Consider the following 23,369-nt stretch of genomic DNA (forward strand, 5'->3'; position numbering starts at 1 on the left):
GGCCCCGGTACCACCCCGTCCGCCCGCGACGACTCACCACCGCCCCCGGTTACGAGAAACCACGCCTGCCCATTACACTTGCCAACCGCGCCCCTATAGCTCAGTTGGTAGAGCTACGGACTTTTAATCCGCAGGTCCCAGGTTCGAGCCCTGGTGGGGGCACCGCACGGGCGCCCGGTTCCACATCGGGCGCCCGAGGTGTTTCCGGGGGGCGAATCCGCACCGCCGCAGGTGGTTCCGTACTGCCGGGCGGCCCGACGCAGGTCCGTGGGCGAGCGGGACGTCGTGGGCGCGGGGCAGCATCCGGGGCGGGCGTGGGGCAGAAATGGGGCAAAGTAGGTCCTCGCCCATGCGGCGGCGGATCGCGGGGCCGGAGTTCGCGGACCTCGCCACCGCACGCTCCATCTGAGTGATACCGCACAAGATCACCTGGTCGGCTAACGCCGGGGCGGGGCGCGGCGATAGACCCCTCGCTGCGGAGCGAAGTCCTACACTCGCTAGTAGTTGCCGAGCGCCAACGACGGCGTATGACGTCCATCACCCCGAGAATTCCGTGACTGGATGCGTTTCGCATCACACCTACGGTGCCGTAAGGTATGGCCGCATCGGCAACGGTCAAACCTGAGGGGGGCGACCCGCAAGACCGCATAGATGAAGGGCTGATACATGGCAAGGGATCTGACTCAACTCGAGCTGCTGACGGAGTTGGAGCCGGTTGCCGAAGAGAACGTCAACCGGCACCTGTCCCTGGCAAAGGAATGGCATCCGCACGACTACGTCCCGTGGGACGACGGCCGCAATTTCGCCGCACTCGGTGGCGTCGACTGGGACCCGGAACAGTCGAAGCTGAGTGAAGTCGCCAAAGCAGCGATGATCACCAACCTGCTGACCGAGGACAACCTGCCCTCGTACCACCGGGAAATCGCCGAGAACTTCTCCCAGGACGGCGCCTGGGGCACCTGGGTCGGACGCTGGACCGCCGAGGAGAATCGCCACGGCATCGTGATGCGCGATTACCTGGTGGTCACCCGCGGCGTCGACCCGGTCGCGCTCGAAGAAGCGCGCATGATCCACATGACCAACGGTTTCGCCTCCCCCGCCGAGGCCGACGCCGGCTTCCTGCACTCGGTCGCCTACGTCACATTCCAGGAACTCGCCACCCGCGTCTCGCACCGCAACACCGGCAAGGTCTGCGACGACCCGATCGCCGACCGCATGCTGCAGCGCGTCGCCGCCGACGAGAACCTGCACATGATCTTCTACCGCAACATGTGCGGCGCGGCCCTTGATCTGGCGCCCGACCAGACGCTCGAAGCCATCACGCTCATCCTGGAGAACTTCCAGATGCCCGGCGCCGGTATGCCCAACTTCCGCCGCAACGGCGTGTTGATGGCCAAGCACGGCATCTACGATCTGCGCCAGCACCTCGAGGACGTGGTGGAGCCGGTGCTGAAGAAGTGGAACATCTTCGATCGCACCGACTTCACCCCGCGCGGCGAGGCCGTCCGCGAACGCCTCGGCAACTTCCTGGAGAAGCTGGGCAAGGACGTCGTGAAGTTCGAAGAGCAGCGCGACCGGATGCTGGCCCGCGAGGCCGCCAAGCGCGAACGCGAACTGGCGAGCTCGGCCGCGAGCTGATCCGCGAGTCACAGCAGACGAAAGCGCCGCCGTCCGGATCGGACGGCGGCGCTTTCGCGTTCCGAGTGGCTGCTACTTCAGCGGCAGCGCACCGTCGACGCCGCCCACATCGGTGATCTTCCAGCCGGAGTTCTCATCGAGGGTCACGCTGTAGCTGACGGTGGTCTGCGCGCCTTCCGGAGTCTGAGCATTGGTGGAGTTCACGTTGACGAACACGCTCACCTGGTAGATGCCGTTCTGCTCCGACATCACCTTCGCGGTGACCGGCGACGCGGTGGAGGTCCACTTCAGCGGGACCAGGATGCGCTCGAGCTTCGGCGCGGTGCTGTCGAACTTGCTCGCCAGCTGATCGGTGGTGCCTGCCTTGAGCTTGCCCACCCAGCCATTGATGTCCTGGTAGTTCACCGTCGCCGCGCCGACGGCGTAGTCGGTGGCGACCTGTTCGGCGCGGGCCGCGGCCGCCTCGCGGGCCTCCCGATCGGCGACGTCGCCGCGGGCCGACCACCACAGCACCGCGAACACCACGGTGGCGATCGCGAGCGCGCCGATGACGGCGCCGCGGACGATGGTGGAGACCTGCACCGAAACGGTGCCAGGCCGGTTGTTATCGGGTGTCGGCGCCGTCGGAGCCGCGTCGGCTTCCTTGTCGATGGTCGCGGTGGCGCCGCTTCCGGAGTGCTCGGTCATTGATCCTCTTTCGATCGCATACCGCATCGCACAAACTCCCCGGCGGCGATGCCTTGCGGACACCAGGCTAACGACTTGGTCACAAGTACCTCGAACCGAGGGTCACATACACCATCTGACCGGCCGAACGCCGAACACCCGGGTGTGAGCCGATCGTCGCGGTGAGCAGTAGTGCACGGATGAGACACTGGAGGGCGTGACGATGACGACGAGCGAGCTGAGCACCGGGCTGCGGATCGGGCCGTATCCGGTCGATCCGGCGGTCGTGCTCGCGCCGATGGCCGGAATCACGAATCTGGCGTTCCGCAAACTCTGCCGCGAATTCGGCAGCCCCACCTCGATCTATGTCTGCGAGATGATCACCGCGCGGGCCGTGGTGGAACGCAATGAGAAGACGCTGCACATGATGTCGTTCGACGAGGACGAGCATCCGCGGTCGATGCAGCTCTACGGCGTGGACCCGGCGACGCTCGGCGAGGCCGTTCGCATCATCGTCGGCGAGGGCTGGGCCGATCACATCGACCTCAACCTCGGCTGCCCGGTCCCCAAGGTCACCAGGCTCGGTGGCGGCGCGGCGCTGCCGTACAAGCGAGCGCTGTTCGCCAGGATCGTGCGCGCGATGGTGGCCGGGGCCGAGCCCGCCGGGGTCCCGGTGACGGTGAAGTTCCGTATCGGCATCGACGACGACCACCTCACCTACCTGGACGCGGGCCGGATCGCCGAAGCGGAGGGCGCCAAGGCCGTCGCTCTGCACGCACGCACGGCCGCCCAGCGGTATTCCGGGCAGGCCGACTGGTCGGCGATCGCCCGGCTCAAGCAGGCCGTCACCACGATTCCGGTGCTCGGCAACGGTGACATCTTCTCCGCCGACGACGCGGTGCGGATGATGGCCGAGACCGGCTGCGACGGCGTGGTGGTCGGGCGCGGATGCCTCGGGCGGCCGTGGCTGTTCGCCGAATTGCAGGCCGCATTGCGTGGCGAACCGCTGCCCGAGCCGCCGAACCTCGGTCGCGTCGGCCAGGTGCTGTACCGGCACGGCGCGCTGCTGGCCGAGCATCTCGGCGAAGATAAAGCCATGCGTGACCTGCGCAAACATATGGCCTGGTACCTGATGGGCTTCCCGGTCGGCGCCGATCTGCGCCGCTCCTTCGCGACGGTGTCGAGTCTGGTGCAGCTCGAAGACCTCATCGGTCAGCTCGACCCCGCCGTGCCGTTCCCCCGTGACGCCGAGGGCCCGCGCGGGCGCCAGGGCTCGCCGGGCAAGGTGGCGCTGCCGCACGGCTGGCTCGACGATCCCGACGATCCTGCCGTCCCCGCCGGCGCCGACCTGATGCACAGCGGCGGGTGATCCGCCCGGCGATACCTCTGCGGCAACCATTCAGCATTCGCTTCGGCATATGACGTTTCGGCCGAGTCGGGCTCTCGTCGGGTGGCCGACCGTGGCGGAATCGTTATCATTGCGGAATCACTTCGGTCGGCCGGAGGCGGCGGCAACAGCGCGACGCCCGGCCGAACAGCGGTAAGACTGGAACACAGCAGTCGGGCCGGGCACTGAGGCAGAACGAAAAGCGAGGTTCGTTGGTGGGTGACGATCGGCACGGGCATTCGCCACGGCCCGGAGGTCGCGCCCCGTGGGAGCGGTATCCCGCGGCGGGTTCCCCCGAACGGGACGGCTCCGACGCGCCACGCAGAGCCCGTCACGCCGACCCCGCGGACTCCGAATCCACCGCGATCTCGGTGCAGGATCTGGTCAACCGGGTCGACAGCGAACGCATCAGCAGGCGCCGATCGGCCGAGCCCGGTCGCGCTGAGCCCCAAGGACGCCCGGCGCCGCAAGCGCAGCCGCAGCGTCCCGATACCGCCTCCCGTCAGCCGATTCCACCAGCACAGCGATCCGCTCCGAGTGCGCGACAGTCGAGGCCGGTCCCACCACCCGCTGCGGCGGAGCCGCCCCAGCGCCGCCCCGCGCCGAACCAGCACCCGTCCGCCCCGCCCCCGCCCGACGACAACAGGCGGCAGGCCCAGCGCCGCGGCGAACCGACCCAGCGCCGGGCAGTCGATCCCCTGGCCGCCGATATCGCGCGCAAGTCCGCCGAGACCGGCCGCCCGCCGGCCGAGGCCCCTCGTCATCCCGCCGAGGCCCCTCATCGCGGACGAGAGACCGGCGCGATGCGCCGCCGCCCCGAGAGCGCTCGGCGGCCCGGCGATCCGGAGCCCGGGCCCGAGCGCCCGGACCCGAAGCGGCGTCCACAGGGCTCCGCCGCCGCTGTTTCGGGGGCAGCCGCAGCCGGGTCCGGCCGTGGCCGGCAATCCGGCAGCACACCCGGCCGCGGCACGGGCAAAACCGGTGCGTCGCCGGTGGTTCAGGACATCGCGGACGCCGCGGGCCGGCGTGGCCAGGAGCCGCCCGAAGTCGTCACCGACGTCATCGCGCCGGTCGAGGAGACCGAGCGGCCGCGCAAGTCACGCGGCAAGTCCGGCGCCTGGCCGACCACCGATACCGCCACCCCGGAAGCCGTCGGTGCGCCGCGGCGCACCCGGCTCGCGGAGAGCAAGCGGCGCAAACATCGCCGTGCGCGCGTGGCCGGACGCGCCGCGCTGGCCATCTCGGCCGCCGTCGCGCTGCTGATCACCGGCGGTGGCTGGAGTTATCTGCGCGCCAGCGGCAACAGCTTCAACCAGGTCTCCGCGCTCGGCGACAACTCCTCCGACGTCATCGACGGCAATGCCCAGCTCGGCGACGAGAACTATCTGATCGTCGGCACCGACACCAGGGCGGGCGCCAACGGCAAATTAGGCGCGGGGACGATCGAGGACGCCGAGGGCGCCCGCGCCGACACGGTGCTGCTCGTGCACGTTCCGAAGAACCGCCAGCGCGTGGTTGTGGTGTCCTTCCCCCGCGATCTCGATGTCGCGCGACCCGAATGCGAAGGCTGGGACAACGAGAAGGCCGATTACACCGAGGAGACCTTCCCCCCGTTCATCGGCGACAAGCTCAACGCGGTCTACGCCCTCGGCGGTCCGCGCTGCCTGGTCTCGACCATCCAGCGCCTGACCGGCAGCACCATCAACCACTTCATCGGCATCGATTTCGCCGGCTTCGAAGCCATGGTCGATCAGGTCGGCGGCGTCCAGGTCTGCACGAACGAGCCGCTGATCGACGACGAGCTCGGCACCGTGCTGGAAAAGGCCGGCAAGCAGACCATCAACGGCGCGACCGCACTCAACTATGTGCGCGCCCGCAAGGTCTACGGCGAGATCCGCGGTGACTACGACCGCATCAACCGCCAGCAGAAGTTCCTGGCGTCGCTGCTGCGCACCGCGCTGTCCAGCAAGGTCCTGCTCGACCTCGGCAAGCTCAACGGTTTCATCAAGGCCTTCACCCAGGCGACGTTCGTGGACAAGGTCAAGCCCGACGATCTGCTGACCCTCGGCCGGTCGCTGGCGGATGTGAACGCAGGCGCCGTCACCTTCCTCACGATTCCGACCTCGGGTACCACCGCCTACGGCAACGAGATCCCCCGCGAATCGGACATCAAGGCCATCTTCAAGGCGATCCGCGATGACCGCCCGCTGCCCGGTGAGAAGCCCGGCGCGGCCGCACCGACCCCGCCCGATCCGGCCCCGGCCGAGCCGCCGTCCTATGTCGCGGTCGATCCGAGCACGGTCTCGCTCCAGGTGTCCAACGGTTCCGGTATCAAGGGTCAGGCCGGCACGGTGGCCACCAAGCTGAACAACGTCGGCTTCCCGATCTACAGCACCGGCAACTACGACGGCGGGACCTCCGCGACCACCATCGTGCGTTACGCGACCGGTTACGAGGCGGAAGCGGCCACCGTCGCCAGCGCCATTCCCGGCGCGACGATGTCGGCCGCCGACGACGCCAGTCTCGGCAGCATCGTCGAGGTGGTGCTCGGCTCCGACTACCAGGGTGTGGTGAACGAACCGACCGCGGTGGGCGGGGCGATCACCGATGTCGCGGCCGCCCCCACGAGCCCGAGCCAGACCGCGCTGCCGGCCGACCTGGAGCACATCAACGCCGCGGACGATATCTGCGCCTGAGGCGGCTCCAGCGATCTTCGCCGCGCCCGGCCCCGGCATTTCACCCGCTGTTCGTGACTTGGACAGCGCCGCGAACTAGTGTCAGTTTTCATGCGTGTCATCTACAACGAGCAAATGGCCGGTCTCGCTCAACTGTTGGGCGAGATGGCCGGTCTCGCGGGTTCGGCCATGGACCGGGCCACCCAGTCGCTGCTCCAGGCCGACCTGTCGCTGGCCGAAGAGGTCATCAGCGAACACGACCGGATCGCCGAGATGATCACCGACGTCGAAGAGCGAACGTTCGCGCTGCTCGCGTTGCAGGCCCCGGTCGCGGGTGATCTGCGGCAGGTGGTGAGCGCGATCCAGATCGTCAACGACGTCAACCGGATGGGCGCGCTTGCCCTGCATGTGGCCAAGGTGACTCGCAGGCGTCATCCGAACCACGCGCTCCCCGAGTCGGTCAACGGCTACTTCGCCGAGATGGGCCGGATCGCGGTCAGCATGGGCGAGAGCGCCAAGGAAGTGCTCGAGACCCGCGACCCGGAACGTGCGGCGCTGCTCAACCAGCAGGACGACGCGATGGACGATCTGCATCGCCACCTGTTCACCCTGCTGATGGACCGGGACTGGAAGTACGGCGTCGCCGCGGCCGTGGATGTCACGCTGCTCGGCCGCTACTACGAGCGCTTCGCCGACCACGCCGTCGAGATCGGCCGCCGGGTGATCTTCCTCGTCACCGGTGAACTGCCGCCGGACGAAGACGCTTGACCGCCTCCCCCGGGATTCTCGGCCGGCCTCAGGCGCCACTGACGACGCGTCGGCGGTTGGTCTCGGGTCGCTTCGCTCGTACCCGGGGAGTTAACCCGGATCGCACGAAATCAGTTGTGGCGGTACGCAAAAAGAGAGGGCCCGCGCTGTTTGCGCGGGCCCTCTCCGCATCCTGCCGTCCCGGACCGGCGGCTGTCTCCTGCCGCCCCGGAACGGGGACCTACCTCTATCCGAAGCGGCCGGAGATGTAGTCCTCGGTCTGCTTCTGGGACGGGTTGGAGAAAATCTTCTCGGTGTCGTCGATCTCGATCAGCTTGCCCGGCTTGCCCTGGGCCTCGAGGTTGAAGAAGCCGGTCTGGTCACTCACACGCGCGGCCTGCTGCATGTTGTGCGTGACGATGACGATGGTGAATTCCTTCTTCAGCTCGGTGATCAGGTCCTCGATCGCCAGGGTGGAGATCGGGTCCAGCGCCGAACAGGGCTCGTCCATCAGCAGCACATCGGGCGAGACCGCGATGGCGCGGGCGATGCACAGACGCTGCTGCTGACCACCGGACAGGCCGCCGCCCGGCTTGTCCAGGCGATCCTTGACCTCGTTCCACAGGTTGGCTCCGCGCAGCGAGCGCTCGGCGACCTCGTCGAGTTCGGCCTTGTTGCGCACGCCCTGCAGTTTCAGCCCGGCCACCACATTGTCGCGAATCGACATGGTGGGGAACGGGTTCGGGCGCTGGAAGACCATGCCGATGGTGCGACGCACCCCGACCGGGTCGATCTGCGAGCCGTAGATGTCCTCACCGTCGAGCATCACCGCGCCCTCGACGCGGGCGCTCGGGGTGACCTCGTGCATCCGGTTCAGCGAACGCAGCACGGTGGACTTGCCGCAACCCGACGGTCCGATGAAGGCGGTGACGCTGCGCGGCAGCACGGTCAGGGATACGTCGGCCACGGCGTGGAATTTGCCGTAGTAGATGTTCAGGTCTTTGATATCGATCCGCTTGGCCATCGTGGGTATCCGTTCGCTTCTATCGGTTCCGCGTGAGCAGTTTGTTGACCGCGGCAGCGGCCAGATACAGCAGCGCGATCATCAGGATCAGGGTCAGCGCCGCGCCCCACACCCGCAGCCGGCCCGCCGGTTCCGGGTTCGCCAGCTCTTGGTAGATCAGCAGCGGCAGCGAGGCCATATTGCCGTCGAAGACGTTGAAGTTGATCGACTTGCTGTAGCCGACGAGCACCAGCACCGGCGCGGTCTCACCCATGACGCGGGCGAGGGCGAGCAGGATGCCGCTGATCATGCCGGGCAGCGCCGTCGGGATGACGATCCGCATGATCGTCTTCCACTTCGGCACTCCGAGCGCGTAGGAGGCTTCACGCAGTTCGTCGGGGACGAGTTTGAGCATTTCCTCGGTGCTGCGCACCACCACGGGCAGCATCAGCAGCACCAGCGCCAGCGAGACCGCGAACGCGCTCTGCGGGAAGCCGAGGGTCGCGATCCACAGCGCGAAGATGAACAGCGCCGCGACGATCGAGGGCACACCCGCGAGGATGTCGACCATGAAGGTGGTCACCTTGGCCAGCCGGCCGCGGCCGTACTCGACCAGGTAGATCGCGGCCATGATGCCGAGCGGCACCGCGATGATCGCGGCCACCGCGGACTGCACGATGGTGCCGTAGATCGCGTGGTACACACCGCCAGCGGTCTGGTCGGGCAGCACGCCCTTCTGCGAGTTGGTCCACCATTCCGGGGCAACGATCGCCTCGATGCCCTTGCTGATCACCATCCACAGCACCCACACCAGCGGGATCAGCGCGATCGCGAAGCACAGCGTGATCAGCCCGGTGGCGATGTTGTTGCGGATCCGGCGGCCGGTGCTGACATGCCGGAAGGTGGGTGCCTTGACCGGCTTGTCGAGCGTCGTCGTGGTAGTCATCACGAGTTGACCTTTCCGCCGGAGGCCAGCCGGGCCAGCGCGTTGACCACGAAGGTCAGGGCGAACAGCACGAAGCCTGCCGCGATGTAGGCGCCGGTGGGCAGCGCGGAGCTGAACTCCGCGGCCGAGGCGGCGATCCGGGAGGCGAAGGTGTAGCCGCCGTCGAACAGCGACCAGTTGCCGGCCTGGGCGGCGGTGCGCAGCACGATGAGCACCGCGATGGTCTCACCGAGGGCGCGGCCGAGGCCGAGCATGGATCCGGCGATCACACCGCTGCGCCCGTAGGGCAGCACGGTCATCCGCACGACTTCCCATTTGGTCGCACCGAGCGCTTGCGCTGCTTCGATATGCGAGACCGGCGTCAGCGCGAAGACCTCACGCGAGACCGAGGTGATGATCGGCAGGATCATCACCGCGAGGATCACGCCCGCGGTGAAGATCGTGCCGCCACCGGAGATCGAGACATTGCCTTCGGCGAACAGGAAGAACCAGCCCAGCTTTTCGTTGAGGAACCGCTGGACCGGTTCGATCTGGGGTGCGAGCACCAGAAAGCCCCACAGGCCGAACACGATCGATGGCACCGCGGCCAGCAGATCGATCAGCATCGCGAACGGCTTCGCCATCCGGGTGGGCGCGTAGTGGGTCAGGAACAGCGCGATGCCGACGCCGATCGGCACCGCGACGATCAGCGCGAAGATCGAGCTCAGCACCGTGACCATGAACAGATCGCGAATACCGAACCGCAGGTGGTCGGCGTTCGTGGTGGAGAACTCGGCGCTGGTGAAGAAGTTGGCCTCGTTGGCCATGACCGAGGGAACCGCGCGAATCAATAGGAACAGCGCGATCAGCGCGATGGCGCCGACGATCGTCGCGCCCGCTGCCGTCGCCAGCGACCGGAAGATCGTTTCGGCCCGCTGACTGTGGGGCTGTCGTCCCTTGACAGATGGTGTCTCGGGCTTGGGTTCGCTCGACATAGGCGCAGTATCTCCAGCCGCCTGCCGGCTCGTCGACTCCGACGAACCGGCAGGGGCCACCTCAGGGTGCACGGTCATGGCTGGCTGACGATCAGGAGATGGCGTTGATCGCGGCGGTCAGCTTGGTCTTGAACTGGTCGGGGATCGGGATGTACCCGGCCTCTTCCAGCCCCTCCTGGCCGTTGGTGACGGCCGAGGTCAGGAACGCCTTGACGGCGGTGGCGACGGAGTCGTCGGCGTAATCGGAGCACACGATCTCGTAGGTCGCCATCACGATCGGGTAGGCGCCGGCCTGGGCGGGCTTGTAGAACGAGGAGGTGTCGAGGGCCAGGTCGTTGCCCTCACCCTTGATCTTCGCGCCGTCGATGGCCTTACCGGCCGACTCGGCCGACAGGGTCACCGGCTCCGGGCTCGCCGAGGTGATGACCTTGGCGATGGACAGGTTCTGCGCCTTGGCGAAGGACCACTCGTTGTAGGTGATGGAGTTCTTGGTGCTCTTCACCGCGGCCGAGGTGCCCTCGTTGCCCTTGGAGCCTTCACCGACGCCGCCGGCGAAGACCTTGCCCGCGCCCTTGCCCCACGCACCGTCGGAGGCGGCGTCCAGGTAGAGCTGGAAGTTGTCGGTGGTGCCGGACTCGTCGCTGCGGAAGATCACCGCGATCGGCTCGGCGGGCAGCGCGGCGTTCGGGTTCAGCGCCTTGATCTCGGGGGCGTCCCAGGTCTTGACGGTGCCGTTGAAGATCTTGGCGGCGGTCGGGCCGTCCAGCACGAGGTCGGTCACGCCGTCGATGTTGTAGGTGATGGCGATGGGACCGAAGACGGTGGGCAGGTTCCAGGCCGGCGAGGCGCAGCGTTCCTGAGCCTTGGCCGGCTCGTCCTTCTTGGCGCTCAGCGGGGAGTCGGAGCCACCGAAATCGGTCTGGCCGCCGATGAATTCGCTGACACCCGCGCCGGAGCCGCTGGAGGTGTAGTTGAGCGTCTGGCCGTCGCAGTTCGCCTCGTAGGCCGCGGTGAAGCGCTCCATGGCGTTCTTCTGCGAGGACGCGCCGCTGGCCTTCAGCGATTCCTTACCACCGCAGGCGACGTTGGTGTTCGCCTCGGTGCCGCCGGCCGTGGTGTTGTCGTCGCTGCCACATCCGGCGAGCGTCATGGCACCGGCGGCCAGCACACCGACGAGTGCGCTGCTGCGCTTGAACTTCACAATTCCTCCGCATGTTGCGTAACTACTCGCCCGGCCCCTCACCGGCCCGGGCGGGTGATGTGGTGCGGTTCGCGGGGAACTTGCGCACCAGGCAGCGCGTGCTGCCCACAAGTAACGTAGATTCGCCCGGTTGACAGTTGGACCAGGCTGAGTGAACGGAAAGTGAACAGCCCGGCGATAACGGCGTTGACCGGTGTGACATTTGCCCCACATTTACTCGAACTCCCCGAATCGTCCGATTACCGTTCAGTTGGGTTGGGTGCTCGTGTCCGGTTCGTCCGGATTACCGATCGGCGCTCGCGCCGGCCGCGTAGGCGGCGTCGACATGGGCGACGGAGAAGCCGAGCCGGGTGTAGGTGTGCACCGCGGAGGCGTTGTCGGCTTCGGTGTACAGCAGCACCGCACCGAGCCCGCGATCGCGCAGGTAGTGCAGTCCGGCGAGGGTCAGCAGGCGACCGAGGCCGCGGCCCTGCGCGGCCGGATCGATCCCGACCACGTACACCTCGCCCAGCGGCGGATCGAGCTCGGTGTGCACCTTGGTCCAGTGAAATCCCAGCAGCCGTCCGGGATCGCCCGCGTCCACCGCGAGGAACAGCCCCGCCGGGTCGAACCAGGGCTCGTCCCGGCGCAGCGCGATCTCGCGTTCGGTCCAGCCGCCCTGCTCCGGATGCCAGTCGAAGGCGGCGTTGTTGACCCGCAGCAGCTCGGCGTCGTCATCGGGACCGGCATAGGTGCGCAGCAGAATGCCCTGCGGCACGGTCAATTCCGGTAGCTCCTCGGTAGCCAGATCGCGACGCATCTGCCACAGTTCGCGCGCGATCGCCAGGCCCAGCCGCGCCGATACCGCCCGCGCGGCGGGCAGGTTGCCGTGCGCCCACACCCGCGCGCCCGCACCGCCTGCCTCCAGCGCCGCGGCCACCAGTTGGGTGCCGTAGCCGATACCGCGCGCGGCGGGATCGACGGCGGCCTCGGCCATCGCCGGATGCTCACCCCGCGCGGGCACCAGGTTGGCGTAGCCGATCACCGTCTCGTCGCGCAGACCCAGCAGGTGGCGAGCCGCACCCGGCTCCCGTAGCGACAACACGGCCTGTTCGGAGACGGCGGCCACACCGTCGGCCTCGGCCGCCCGTTCCAGCAGCGCACGCACCTGCTCGGCCGATCCGGCGTCGAGCCGGTCGCTCCAGCGCATCGTCATGTCGCTCACTCGCATACCACCCATCCACTGTGTCGTCGGAGATTCCGGGGTCGCGCTACCGCCAACTTAGCGGCAAAACGGACAATTCCCACCGTTGGTGAGCGGTTCGTTATCTAACGTGCCGTTATTGAGCGGTACCGTTAACCGGCGCCAGCGGAGTGCCGTCCGAGCCGTCGGTCTCCTCCTCGGCGAAGGCCGGAGCCTCCCCCTTGGCGTTGGATCGCGCGGGCCGCACCGCCTTGTATCCGACATTACGGACGGTGCCGATCAACGACTCGTACTCGCTGCCGAGCTTGGCGCGCAGCCGCCGCACATGCACGTCGACGGTGCGGGTACCGCCGAAGAAGTCATAGCCCCACACCTCCTGCAACAGCTGAGCGCGGGTGAAGACCCGGCCTGCGTGCTGGGCCAGATACTTCAACAGCTCGAATTCCTTATAGGTGAGATCGAGCGGACGGCCGCGCAGCCGGGCGGTGTAGGTGCCCTCGTCGATCACCAGCTCACCGAGGGTGATCTTGCCGGTGCTCTCCGGGCTGGCCACCCCGCCGTTGCGGCCGACGAGCAGCCGCAGCCTGGCATCGAGTTCGGCCGGGCCGGTGCCGGGCAGCAGGATGTCGTCGAGCCCCCAGTCGGCATTGACGGCGACCAGGCCGCCCTCGGTCAGCACCGCCACCACCGGCACCGACGAACCGGTGCTGCCGAGCAGCCGGCACAGCCCGCGGGCGGCGGCGAGATCGGTGCGCGCGTCGACCAGGGCCACATCGGCGGTCCCGGCCTCCAGCAGCGAGGCCACCTCGGTCGGGGCGGGCCGGACGGTATGCGCCAGCAGCGCGAGCGAGGGCAGCACCGATTCCGGGTTGGGGTCGGATGTGAGCAGGAGCAGCTCCACAAGCACTCCTCCCATTTCGTAGCTACGCGAAAGCCCGGCATCGTCGCCGCGTGCCACGTCGCTGGTCACAGGTGATCGGATGCAAGATTAGCGCGTATGCGCCGATGAGCTTGTCATCCGGGTGAGCGGTCCGGTTACTGTTCATTCCATGCGCAAGCTGATTATCGGGCTGCTGTGTCTCGCGGGACTGGCGGTGGTCATCGATTTCGGCGCCGCCGCGTATTCGGAGTACCGCGTGTCCCGCTCCCTGCGCGAAGGCGCCGATCTCAGCGCCGACCCCGAAGTGACCTTCCACGGTTTCCCCTTCCTGCGTCAGGCGTACAACGGCCGCTACGACAACATCCAGATCACCGCACGCAGCATGCGGCCGGACATCCCCGGTGAGATCGCCGTCGAGGCGACGCTGACCGGGATGCGGCTGCCGCTGGGCGACCTCGTCGACGGCCGGGTGCGCAGCGTGCCGGTGGACCACGTCGACGTGCGCATGCGGGTGGAACCGGTGGAACTCGGCCGCCTCTTCGGCATCCCCGACCTGCAAGTTCACTCCCGGCCCGCGGATAAATCCGATGGCACCGGTGGCTCGGGCGGTTCCGGGATGACCACCGCGGGCGCACTGGTGCTGACCGGCACCCTGCCCAAGGCGCCCGCCGGGCAGTTCGGCGCGAAGATCGCCGGCGAACGAGTCAGCGTGCAGGCCGATCTGCTGCTGGACGGCGACCAGATCCGCGTCATCGCGACCGGCTTCTACCGCGGCCCCGAGGACACCTCCAGCGTGGTGGTGCCCGAGGACGAGGCTCCCGCGGTGCTGGCCCGATTCACCCGTACCATCGATACGAAGGAACTTCCGTTCGGCATCCGGCCCACCGAGGTCTTCGCGCTCGGCGGCCAGATCGTCGTCGAGGGCGAGGGTGAGAACGTGACGATCGATCTCGACAGATTGCGGCGACAATGATCGAAATCACAATCCTGGTGGTGATGCTGCTGGCCGGCATCGCCGTCGGGCTGTACCTGCGCGGCCGTGACGGCACCGTCCGCCCGGCCACCCTGGACAAGGACACCGACGAGCGAGCCGAACTGCTGGCCGCCGCGGGCATCACCGGATCCGGCCCGGCCGTACTGCATTTCTCCGCCGAATGGTGCGGTCCGTGTACGGCGGTGCGGCGCGTAGTCGCCGGTGTCACCGAGGATTTGGCCGATTCACCGCAGCCGCCGCGCGATATCGAGGTCGATATCGACGCCGACCCGACCCTGGCCAAGGCCCTCAATGTGATGTCGCTGCCCACCACATTCGTCTTCGACGCCGAAGGTCGCGAACGCTTCCGCATCTCCGGTGTGCCGCAGGTCGGCGATCTGCGTAGTGCGCTCACCCCGTTGACGGTCTGAAAACCCGCCGCCGACCTGCGGAGCAAGCCTCCTGATCAACCCGGGGTCCAATTCTCCCCGGGAATTGGGTAAACTGCCTTCCGTGCAAACCCACCGCGAGCTGATGCTCACCCGACGCCGCACAGTTGATCTGTGCCGGCTCGGTGGTTGTTGCTGCCTGTGCCGCTGATCGGTCGGCCCGCTCAGATTTCCTGACGCCGACCAGCGTTCGCCGCGCGAGAGATCCCTTGATCCCCCGGCGAATTGGCAAATTTCCCGCCGAACAGCACCTCGAGCGCAGGAGTACGCACGATGTCCACCGATTCCCTCAACACTTCCGAAACCAGGACCATCCCCGACGGCCACGTCGACGTCCGCGGACCGCGGTTCGTCGCCTGGGTCACCACCGGCGTCCTTGTTCTGGTGCTGATCGCTGCCGCCTTCTCCCCCGCGATCGCCGCCGTGCTGATCGCGGCCCAGGCGGTGGTCTTCGCCCTCGGCGCCGTCAACGGGCCCAAACGGCACCCGTACGGCCGCATCTACGCGAACCTCATCGCCCCGCGCTCCGGCCCGGTCACCGAGACCGAGCCCGAAGCCCCGCTGCGGTTCGCCCAACTACTCGGCCTGGCCTTCGCGGCCGTGAGCCTGCTGGGCTTCGTGCTCGGCGCCCCCGTGGTCGGCGCGCTCTTCGCCGGCTTCGCACTGTTCGCCGCGTTCCTGAACGCGGCGTTCGGGATCTGCCTTGGCTGCAAGATCTATCCCCTGGTAGCCCGTTTCCGCCGGACCCCGGCACCGAACTGACCCTGCAAGTCACCACCGAAAGGAACAACATGGCCCGCTCCGATGTCCTGGTCTCCGTTGACTGGGCCGAAGAGAACCTCAACGCCCCCGGCGTGGTCTTCGTCGAGGTCGACGAGGACACCTCCGCCTACGACGGCGGTCACATCGAGGGCGCCGTCCGGCTCGACTGGAAGAAGGACCTGCAGGATCAGGTTCGTCGTGATTTCGTGAACCAGGAGCAGTTCTCCGATCTGCTCTCGGCGCGCGGCATCTCCAACGACGACGAGGTCATCCTCTACGGCGGCAACAACAACTGGTTCGCCGCCTACGCGTACTGGTACTTCAAGCTGTACGGCCACAACAACGTCAAGCTGCTCGACGGTGGCCGCAAGAAGTGGGAACTCGACGGCCGCCCGCTGTCCACCGAACCGGTGAGCCGCCCGGCCACCCAGTACAAGGCGTCCGCTCCGGACCTGTCGATCCGCGCCTTCCGCGACGAGGTCATCGCGGCCATCGGCGCCAAGAACCTGGTCGACGTCCGGTCCCCTGACGAGTTCTCCGGCAAGATCCTGGCTCCCGCGCACCTGCCGCAGGAGCAGAGCCAGCGTCCCGGCCACATCCCCGGCGCCATCAATGTGCCGTGGAGCAAGGCCGCGAACGAGGACGGCACCTTCAAGTCCGACGACGAGCTGGCCAAGATCTACGCCGAAGCCGGCCTCGACGGCTCCAAGGACACCATCGCCTACTGCCGCATCGGTGAGCGTTCCTCGCACACCTGGTTCGTGCTGCAGGAGCTGCTCGGCCACCAGAACGTCAAGAACTACGACGGCAGCTGGACCGAATACGGTTCGCTCGTCGGCGCACCGATCGAGTTGGGAGCGTAATCAATATGTGTGCAGCACCTACCCAGGGTCAGGCCATCCCGGCAGGGGTGGATGTGGAGAAGGAAACGGTCATCACCGGCCGCGTGCTGAGCGCCGACGGCCAGCCGGTGGGCGGCGCGTTCGTGCGCCTGCTCGACGGCAACGGTGATTTCACCGCCGAGGTCGTGGCGTCGGGCACCGGTGACTTCCGGTTCTTCGCCGCGCCGGGTTCGTGGACCGTGCGCGCGCTGAGCTCGGCGGGCAACGGCTCGGCCGAGGTCCGCCCCGAGGGCGCGGGCATCCACAGCGTGGACGTCGCGGTCGCGAAGTAATCTCGCGGCCTTCAGCGGCCCCGCAGCCTTCGTCACGAGGAGGCTGCGGGGCCGCTGTGCGTCGGCCGGAGGCTGTGTGCACCGCCGGGGGCGACGCCGCCGGGGTCGTTTGCGTATCGCCGCACGGCAATAGCTAGACTCCAGATGTGGTCCTCTTCTTCGAGATTCTGCTGGTGGCCGTGTCCATCCTCATCGGGTGGTTCGGCCTGTACGTCTTCTACCGGCTCTTTACCGAATCATGAGCGATCTCGCGAGCGAGGGTTCCGATCCGGCCGAGCACGCGAGTGAGAACATGAACGGCAACGCTCCGGCCCCGCAGCCGGAGCGCCGTAGCGGTGATCAGGCGGTGGCCGACGCCGCCGAGCGGGCGAAATCGACCGGCGCCCGCAATATCCCGGTGCTGCCGGATCTGCCGCTGCCCGAGGACACCGCGAATCTGCGGCTCGGGCCGGATCTGAGCTCGGCCATGCTCGCACTGCTGCCGCTGGTCGGTGTGTGGCGCGGTGAGGGCGAGGGCAACGACCCCGAGCGCGGCGACTACCGCTTCGGCCAGCAGATCATCGTCTCCCATGACGGCGGCGACTTCCTGGCCTGGGACTCCCGCTCCTGGATCATCGAATCCGATGGGTCCTACGGCGGCCCCGATCTGCGCGAGAGCGGGTACTGGCGGGTCGGCACGGACGCCGACGACGAGGTCATCGAACTGCTGTTGACGCACAGCTCCGGCATCGTCGAGCTGTTCTACGGTCAAGCGCTGACCCAGTCGTCGTGGGAGCTGGCCACCGATGTGGTGATCCGCAGCCAATCCGGAGTGGTCGTCGGCGGCGCCAAGCGGCTGTACGGGATCGTCGAGGGCGGAGATCTGGCCTACGTCGAGGAGCGGGTGGTGGCCGACGGGCCGCTGGAGCCCCGGCTGTCGGCGCGGTTGCAGCGGTATATCGGCTGAGCTGTGCGCCTCGAACGCGGTACCCGATCCGGGTGCCGCGTTTCTTGTTTCCCCGGCTGAGTTTCTTTTCGTGTCCCGGATATGGGACGACCCCCGAGCCGTACCGCTGTGCCGGAGCACATCGGTCCCGATCGGACAAGATCGGGGACTCGGGGGTCGGGTGACTGCCTGGGATTCGCTATCAGCACATACTCGCCGAATGAATCCATACAGCGGTGGTGCCTTAGCGGGCAGCCACCTCACGTGTCCAAGAGTCAAACATTCTTCAGACCACCTCCTTCCTTGTGTACCGACGAATCTAGCCACCGGTCAGGATGTCGGCAACGGAATTTCGCGCGGGGCGGACAACGGGCCTTCCTGCCTGCCAGAAACCACGCTGACCTGCCCTGATGCGTCCACCTGCAGGACCAGATCGGCGCGGTGGCCCGGCGGCAGTTGATGTGTGACGACCACTACGACGCGCCCGGGGTCGACCAGGCCGCTGTCCACGTCGAGCAGGGCGCGCAGCAGCTCCGCGCCGGCCGCGGCCTCGAGGTGCTCGGTGGGTTCGTCGAGCAGCAGCACCCGCGCCGGGGAGATCAGCGCCCGCGCGAGCAGGATCCGGCGACGCTGACCGCCCGAGACGGCCGCCGCACCGCCGACCAGATCGGTGTGGATGCCCTCGGGCAGCGAGTCGAGCCAGGGCCCGGCACCCACTGCCCGCAGCGCGCGTTCGCCCTCCTCGGCGGTGAGATCGCCGCGCGCCACCCGCAGGTTCTCCAGCACGCTGGTGCCGAAGAGGTGGGCGTCCTCGGCGAAGAAGGTCACGCCGGGGACCGGGGTGCCGAACAGGCCGGCCCACGCCATCAGCAGGGTGGTTTTGCCCGCGCCGCTGGGGCCGGTGATGGCGACGCGGTGGGCGTTCGGGAGTTCGGGGAAGTCACCCGCCGGGCCGGGGAGCGGGCCCGCCTCCGTCCGGTCCGTCGACGTCGGCTGATGAAGTGCGGTCGCCCCGGGGTGGGGTGGGGCCGCGCTCGCGGTGGAGTCGAGCGCCCTTCGGCCCGGCGGTCGCGCCCCATCGCTGCCGGTCTGGGCGCCGAACTGCGGCGACACGACGTCGCCTGGGTTGTCCGACGCGGGGCTGCCGGAAGCGCCCACCGCGTTCAGCCGGGTGTATGCGGCGCGGGCGGTGGTAAGGGTTTGGGCCGCGGCCGGCAGCGGGCCGACGGCTTCGAAGGCCGAGAGTGGCAGCAGGACCAGGATGGTCAGGGCCATCGGGGTCATGGCGCCGGGAGCACCGCCGTTCGGGCCGTAGAGGGTGATGCCGATGAGCAGGGCGCCGAGCACGCTCGCCCCGATGGACAGCGGGGTGGCGGCGGCCGCCCAGGCGCTGCGGGAGGCGGCGGCGTCTTCGGCGGCGACCGCGCGCTCACTGGCGGCGGAGGCGGCGGCGATGGCGTCGTCCAGACGGCCCGCTACCCGCAGTTCGGGGGCATGATCCAGGATGGTCATCGCCTGCGCGGTGAACTCCGCGCGGTCGGCGCGCACTGCCCGCTCGGCCGCGGCCGCCGCCCTGGCCGACAGCCACGGCGCGAGGACGCCCGAAACGATCAGCGCCACAGCGAGGATCGCGGCGGCGGCGATCGAAATGAGGCCCAGCAGCACCACGGCCGCGGTCGACAGAATCGCCGCCACCGCGACCGGCACGAAGGAGCGCACCACCACGGCGCCGAGGTCGTCGATATCGCTGCCGACGCGTACCAGCAGGTCACCGCGCCGCAGCTGGGTGGGCGATCGATCTGCCGGCGGCGCCGAGCTCTCGACCGGCTGCGTCGATGAGTACGCGCTGGTCTGCGGGCCCGTCGATGAGCCTCGACTGTTCAGCGGGCCTATCGACGAGTCCTGGCCGTCCAGCGGGCCCGCAGTGCCGGCTCGCCCATTCATGTGCGCGTCCGCCGTCAGGGCGTGACCACGCCGGCTTCCGGTGGCCCGGAGTGCACGCGCGTTCATTGCCGGCACCGAATTCCGGCGCGGGAGCCACAGATTCGACCGCGCCAGCGTGCGATAGGTGGTGGTCCGCGCCGTCGTCATCGCCCGCAAGGCCACATCGTGGGTGGCCAGCCGCTCCAGATACCGGCACAGCCCGCGCGAGATGCCCAGCGCCCGCACCGCCACCACCGCGACGGTCAGATCCAGCACCGGCGGCATCTGCCAGGCCCGCGCGATCAACCACGCCGCCAGCGCCGCCAGCGCCAGACCGCTGCCCAACGCCAGCACGCCCCAGCCAACGGCCACGGCCACCCGCCACGGCGAAAGCCGCAGCATCGACCACATTCCGCGCATGTCACGCATGAGTTCACCCATGATGCCGCTCCACTCGCATCGGCAGCGGCAGGCCGGCCTCGCCGCAGTCGACCCGGCGCATCATCGGAGGCACATCGCACCGCCGAACCCGAACCGCGTGAGCACCCTGCGCTTCACCCGAGCCCTGCGCGGCGGGCGGTGGGATCAGCAGCGACGAACCCCACGCGAGGACACCCCTGCGGCCGAGCACGCGATGACACACGGCGTGCGGTGCAGCATTCACAGCGCCACCTCCTGAGGACGGGTGGTGGCCGGCACCTCGATGACGGTATCGGCACCGCGCCTGCGCACATTGCGCCGCCCATGCTCGGCGGGCCGTGGGATCACCAGCGCCGAACTCCGCGTGAGGACACCACTGCGGCCGAGCGTGCCACGACGACCACGGGCGTGCGGTGCAGCATTCACAGCGCCACCTCCTGCGGGCGGGCAGCGGCCGGCACCTCGATGACGGTGTCGGCGATCGCGAGCAGCGGCGGGCGGTGGGCCACGATGACGACCGTGGCACCGGCGCGGGCGCGGGCGGTGAGGGCGGCGAGGACGGTGGCTTCGCTGTCGGCGTCGAGGTGGGCGGTGGGTTCGTCGAGCAGCAGGATCGGGCGGTCGGCGGCCAGCACGCGGGTCAGGGCCATGCGTTGACGCTGGCCGAGGGACAGGCCGGCCCCGCCGGCGCCGACGCGGGTGTCCCAGCGGTCCGGGAGCTCGTCCAGCACGGCATCGAAACCGGTCGCCGCGCATGCCGCGTCGAGTTCGCCGAGCACCCGAGCGGATTGCCTGCGCTGCGATTCGGTGATGCGGGCGCCGAGCAGCTCCAGGTTCTCCCGCAGGGTGCCCGGCACCAGCACCGGACGCTGCGGCAGCCACGCCACCCGCGACCACCACTGGGTCGGGTCGAGGTCGGCTATGTCGATTCCATCCACCCGCACCCTGCCGCGATCCGGCGCGATCAATCCGAGAACCGCTTGCAGCACCGTCGATTTCCCGCAGCCATTGGGCCCGGTGAGCACCGAGACCGACCCCGGGTGCAGGACCGCGGACAACCCATCGGGCGCCATGCCGTCTCGCGCGCGGACGGCGAGATCGACCAGTTCGATGCGCCCCGCGCTGCCGGGGTCCACGCCCGAACCGTGTTCGGCGATCTCCTCGAAGCCGCGGCGACCCGTATCTCGGCGGCGAGCGGCATCATCGACCGTCCCGCCGGCATCGCCGATCCCACGGTCCGCCCGCTGCTCGTCGCCTACGCCGGGGCGCTCCAGATGCGAGCTCCCCGACCCGCCGGCCTCCGCGCTGCGATCCACCCCGGCGGGAACCGGCCGTACCTCCGCGTCGACGTCTTCCGACCCCACCGCGACATCCGGCGGGTCGAGCACCGCGAAAGCCTTGTCCGCCGCGGCCATTCCGTCCTGCGCCGCGTGGAATCGTTCGCCAACGGTGCGCAGCGGCAGGTACACCTCCGGCGCCAGCACCAGTGCGACGACGCCCGCGTACAAACTCATCTCACCGAAGACCAGCCGCAGCCCGATGGAGACGGCGATCAGCGCGACCGACAGCGTCGCCAGCATTTCCAGCACCATCGAGGACAGGAACGCGATGCGCAGCGCGGACATGGTGCGGTGCCGGAGGGCATCGCCGAGCTCCTGCACACGGCCGGCCATGGTGCGCGGCTGTCCGTCCGGCGGCAGCTTCGCAGCGGGATCGGTGTCACCACCATGCGAGCTCTCGCGCCCCAGCGCACGCAGCGTCGACATACCCGCGAACAGATCGAGCAGCTGATCCGACAGCCGCGTGGTGGCGTCGAGCGTGGCGCGGGCACGGCCCTCGGTGAGCAGGCCGATCAGGATCATGAAGATCGGGATCAGCGGCAGCGTGATCACCACGATGATGCCGGAGGTCAGATCATGGGCCGCGATGACGATCCACACCACCGGCGGCACCAACACCGCGAGCAGCAGCGCGGGCAGGTACCCGACCAGGTAGCCGCGCAGCCCGGACAGTCCGGTGCCGACCACCACTGCCAATTCGGTTCGGCGCGATTCCAGTTCGCGCGGCGGCAACTGCGCCCCCGCCGCCAGTACCGACTGTTCCAGTTCGGCGACCACCGAGGCGCCTGCCCGGTGCGCGATCCTGGCCTGCCACCAGGTGGCCAGCACACGGCCTGCGATGGCCAGCGCGAGCACGACCAACTCGGCGCTCCACCTGCCGATCTCGCGGGCGCCGGGATCGGTGATCACTCCGGCGAGCACCCGACCGATCATCACCGCGGCCACCACGATGGCGATGGTCGTCAGCACCGAGAGCCCGACGCTCAGCGCCAGGTAGCGCCGCGCCGAACGCGCATACCGCCACAGACGGGGGTCGACGGGCGGGCGGCGGGCCATGACCTACTCCTCGACGACGGGACGGCGCGACAAACCGATACCGGGCGGGATCTGCTCAACGGTAATCCGCTTGCGGAACACCCAGTAGGTCCAGCCCTGGTAGATCAGCACCACCGGCGTCACGATGACGGCCGCCCAGCTCATCACCTTCAGCGTGTACGGCGTGGACGAGGCGTTGTCGACGTTCAGGCTGAACGCGGGGTCGATGGTCGAGGGCAGCACGTCCGGGAACAGCGAGCCGAACAGCAGCGCCGAGGCGGCCACGATCACCAGGGCGGTGCCGGTGAACGCCCAGCCGTCGCGCTCGGCGAAGTGCGCGGCGGCAGCGACGACCAGTCCGAGCACCGCGAGGCCGAGCGGGATCCAGGTCCAGTCGGCGCCATAGGCGAGCTGGGTCCACAGCCCGAACCCGCCGACCACCAGCGCGGTGGGAGCCAGCAGCAGCCTGCCGGTGCGCATGGCGTCCGCGCGCACCTCACCGCCGGTTTTCAGGCTCAGGAACACCGCGCCGTGCAAGGCGAACAGCAGGCCGGTGGTGAGGGCGCCGAGCAGCGCGTACGGGCTGAGCAGATCCAGCAGCGATCCGGTCATCTGGTGGTCGGCGTCGAGCGGGACGCCGCGCACGATATTGGCGAAGACCCAGCCCCAGGCCAGCGCGGGCACCCAGGAACCGATGCCGATACCGAGGTCGCAACGCGCCCGCCAGACCGGATCGTCGATCTTGCCGCGGTATTCGATGGCGCAGATCCGCAGGATCAACGCGACCAGCAGCAACAGCAGCGGGAAGTAGAACCCGGAGAACAGGCTGGCGTACCACTCGGGGAACGCCGCGAACATCGCGCCGCCCGCGGTGATCAGCCACACTTCGTTGCCGTCCCAGACCGGGCCGATGGTGTTGAGCACCACGCGCCGACGCGTATCGGAGCCACGCCCGAGCACGGGCATCAGCATGCCGACGCCGAAGTCGAAGCCCTCCAGCACGAAGTAGCCGGTGAACAGCACGCCGATCAGAACGAACCAGAACTCTTGCAGATCCATCGTCGGCTC

General features: G+C 68.6%; 21 protein-coding genes and 1 tRNA gene. 11 read left to right on the forward strand and 11 right to left on the reverse strand.

The genetic code is table 11. The features are described from left to right. Window positions 1-89 precede the first annotated feature (89 nt). Together GV790_RS26760 and GV790_RS26765 are read left to right on the forward strand one after the other, a co-directional pair. A tRNA-Lys gene (locus GV790_RS26760) sits at window positions 90-162 on the forward strand. A gap of 504 nt (window positions 163-666) precedes the next feature. Next, on the forward strand, window positions 667-1,638 hold the full coding sequence (locus tag GV790_RS26765) for an acyl-ACP desaturase (protein WP_014348908.1): 972 nt from the start codon (window positions 667-669) through the stop codon (window positions 1,636-1,638). 72 nt (window positions 1,639-1,710) lie between these two features. Here GV790_RS26765 and GV790_RS26770 read toward each other — a convergent pair whose 3' ends face one another. Further along, on the reverse strand, window positions 1,711-2,325 hold the full coding sequence (locus GV790_RS26770; protein ID WP_163817238.1) for a hypothetical protein: 615 nt from the start codon (window positions 2,323-2,325) through the stop codon (window positions 1,711-1,713). A gap of 202 nt (window positions 2,326-2,527) precedes the next feature. Between GV790_RS26770 and dusB the strand changes: the two genes are divergently transcribed. The 3 genes from dusB to phoU all read left to right on the forward strand — a co-directional run bounded on the left by dusB (window position 2,528) and on the right by phoU (window position 7,134). Beyond that, window positions 2,528-3,673 carry a tRNA dihydrouridine synthase DusB gene (dusB, locus tag GV790_RS26775; protein WP_163817278.1) on the forward strand — a complete coding sequence of 382 codons (1,146 nt, stop codon included), beginning with the start codon at window positions 2,528-2,530 and terminating at the stop codon, window positions 3,671-3,673. Window positions 3,674-4,683: 1,010 nt separating this feature from the next. Next, complete coding sequence (locus GV790_RS26780) at window positions 4,684-6,387, forward strand: LCP family protein (protein ID WP_280210777.1); 1,704 nt, start codon at window positions 4,684-4,686, stop codon at window positions 6,385-6,387. A 90-nt stretch (window positions 6,388-6,477) separates the two neighbouring features. Next, entirely contained in the window at window positions 6,478-7,134 is a 657-nt protein-coding gene (phoU, locus tag GV790_RS26785; RefSeq protein WP_163817240.1) for a phosphate signaling complex protein PhoU, read from the forward strand. Between the two features lie 226 nt (window positions 7,135-7,360). Here the strand turns inward: phoU and pstB are convergent, their stop codons facing one another. The 6 genes from pstB to GV790_RS26815 form a co-directional block, all read right to left on the reverse strand. Continuing rightward, window positions 7,361-8,137 carry a phosphate ABC transporter ATP-binding protein PstB gene (pstB, locus tag GV790_RS26790; RefSeq protein ID WP_163817242.1) on the reverse strand — a complete coding sequence of 259 codons (777 nt, stop codon included), beginning with the start codon at window positions 8,135-8,137 and terminating at the stop codon, window positions 7,361-7,363. Between the two features lie 19 nt (window positions 8,138-8,156). Continuing rightward, on the reverse strand, window positions 8,157-9,062 hold the full coding sequence (pstA, locus tag GV790_RS26795) for a phosphate ABC transporter permease PstA (protein ID WP_163817244.1): 906 nt from the start codon (window positions 9,060-9,062) through the stop codon (window positions 8,157-8,159). Next, window positions 9,062-10,036 (reverse strand): phosphate ABC transporter permease subunit PstC, encoded by a 975-nt coding sequence (gene pstC / locus GV790_RS26800; RefSeq protein WP_228806918.1) that lies wholly within the window; start codon window positions 10,034-10,036, stop codon window positions 9,062-9,064. Before pstC ends, pstA begins: the two co-directional genes overlap by 1 nt. A 91-nt stretch (window positions 10,037-10,127) precedes the next feature. After that, entirely contained in the window at window positions 10,128-11,237 is a 1,110-nt protein-coding gene (gene pstS, locus GV790_RS26805) for a phosphate ABC transporter substrate-binding protein PstS (protein WP_163817248.1), read from the reverse strand. A gap of 283 nt (window positions 11,238-11,520) precedes the next feature. After that, window positions 11,521-12,447 carry a mycothiol synthase gene (gene mshD / locus GV790_RS26810; protein ID WP_375139430.1) on the reverse strand — a complete coding sequence of 309 codons (927 nt, stop codon included), beginning with the start codon at window positions 12,445-12,447 and terminating at the stop codon, window positions 11,521-11,523. Between the two features lie 109 nt (window positions 12,448-12,556). After that, window positions 12,557-13,321, reverse strand: coding sequence for a winged helix-turn-helix transcriptional regulator (locus GV790_RS26815; protein WP_163817250.1), 765 nt, complete (start codon window positions 13,319-13,321; stop codon window positions 12,557-12,559). Window positions 13,322-13,469: 148 nt separating this feature from the next. On the opposite strand from GV790_RS26815, the gene GV790_RS26820 reads away from it, so the two are divergent. The 6 genes from GV790_RS26820 (at window position 13,470) to GV790_RS26845 (ending at window position 17,604) form a co-directional block, all read left to right on the forward strand. Then, on the forward strand, window positions 13,470-14,273 hold the full coding sequence (locus GV790_RS26820) for an LmeA family phospholipid-binding protein (protein WP_163817252.1): 804 nt from the start codon (window positions 13,470-13,472) through the stop codon (window positions 14,271-14,273). Continuing rightward, window positions 14,270-14,704: a thioredoxin family protein gene (locus tag GV790_RS26825; protein WP_163817254.1), complete on the forward strand. Its 435-nt coding sequence runs from the start codon at window positions 14,270-14,272 to the stop codon at window positions 14,702-14,704. The genes GV790_RS26820 and GV790_RS26825 overlap by 4 nt, the downstream gene beginning before the upstream one ends. Window positions 14,705-14,995: 291 nt before the next feature. Beyond that, on the forward strand, window positions 14,996-15,484 hold the full coding sequence (locus tag GV790_RS26830) for a DUF4395 domain-containing protein (protein ID WP_163817256.1): 489 nt from the start codon (window positions 14,996-14,998) through the stop codon (window positions 15,482-15,484). A gap of 29 nt (window positions 15,485-15,513) precedes the next feature. After that, window positions 15,514-16,347, forward strand: a complete 834-nt coding sequence (locus tag GV790_RS26835) for a sulfurtransferase (RefSeq protein ID WP_163817257.1) — start codon at window positions 15,514-15,516, stop codon at window positions 16,345-16,347. Between the two features lie 5 nt (window positions 16,348-16,352). After that, entirely contained in the window at window positions 16,353-16,658 is a 306-nt protein-coding gene (locus GV790_RS26840; protein ID WP_048832701.1) for a DUF1416 domain-containing protein, read from the forward strand. Window positions 16,659-16,896: 238 nt separating this feature from the next. Beyond that, a complete protein-coding gene (locus GV790_RS26845; RefSeq protein WP_163817259.1) occupies window positions 16,897-17,604 on the forward strand; it encodes an FABP family protein in 708 nt (235 codons plus the stop codon). Window positions 17,605-17,913: 309 nt separating this feature from the next. On the opposite strand, the gene GV790_RS31420 is transcribed toward GV790_RS26845, so the two are convergent. From GV790_RS31420 to cydB, 4 genes are all read right to left on the reverse strand, one after another. Then, the gene (locus GV790_RS31420; protein ID WP_375139431.1) at window positions 17,914-19,917 is read right to left on the reverse strand and encodes an ATP-binding cassette domain-containing protein; all 2,004 of its coding nucleotides are present in this window, start codon (window positions 19,915-19,917) and stop codon (window positions 17,914-17,916) included. A gap of 249 nt (window positions 19,918-20,166) precedes the next feature. Beyond that, entirely contained in the window at window positions 20,167-20,352 is a 186-nt protein-coding gene (locus tag GV790_RS26865; protein ID WP_163817261.1) for a hypothetical protein, read from the reverse strand. Further along, window positions 20,349-22,322 carry a thiol reductant ABC exporter subunit CydD gene (gene cydD / locus GV790_RS26870; protein ID WP_163817263.1) on the reverse strand — a complete coding sequence of 658 codons (1,974 nt, stop codon included), beginning with the start codon at window positions 22,320-22,322 and terminating at the stop codon, window positions 20,349-20,351. Before cydD ends, GV790_RS26865 begins: the two co-directional genes overlap by 4 nt. A 3-nt stretch (window positions 22,323-22,325) precedes the next feature. Beyond that, window positions 22,326-23,360 carry a cytochrome d ubiquinol oxidase subunit II gene (gene cydB / locus GV790_RS26875; RefSeq protein WP_163817265.1) on the reverse strand — a complete coding sequence of 345 codons (1,035 nt, stop codon included), beginning with the start codon at window positions 23,358-23,360 and terminating at the stop codon, window positions 22,326-22,328. Window positions 23,361-23,369: the final 9 nt, after the last annotated feature.

This window comes from Nocardia cyriacigeorgica (genome assembly GCF_010858045.1).
Classification (GTDB): Bacteria; Actinomycetota; Actinomycetes; order Mycobacteriales; family Mycobacteriaceae; genus Nocardia; species Nocardia cyriacigeorgica_E.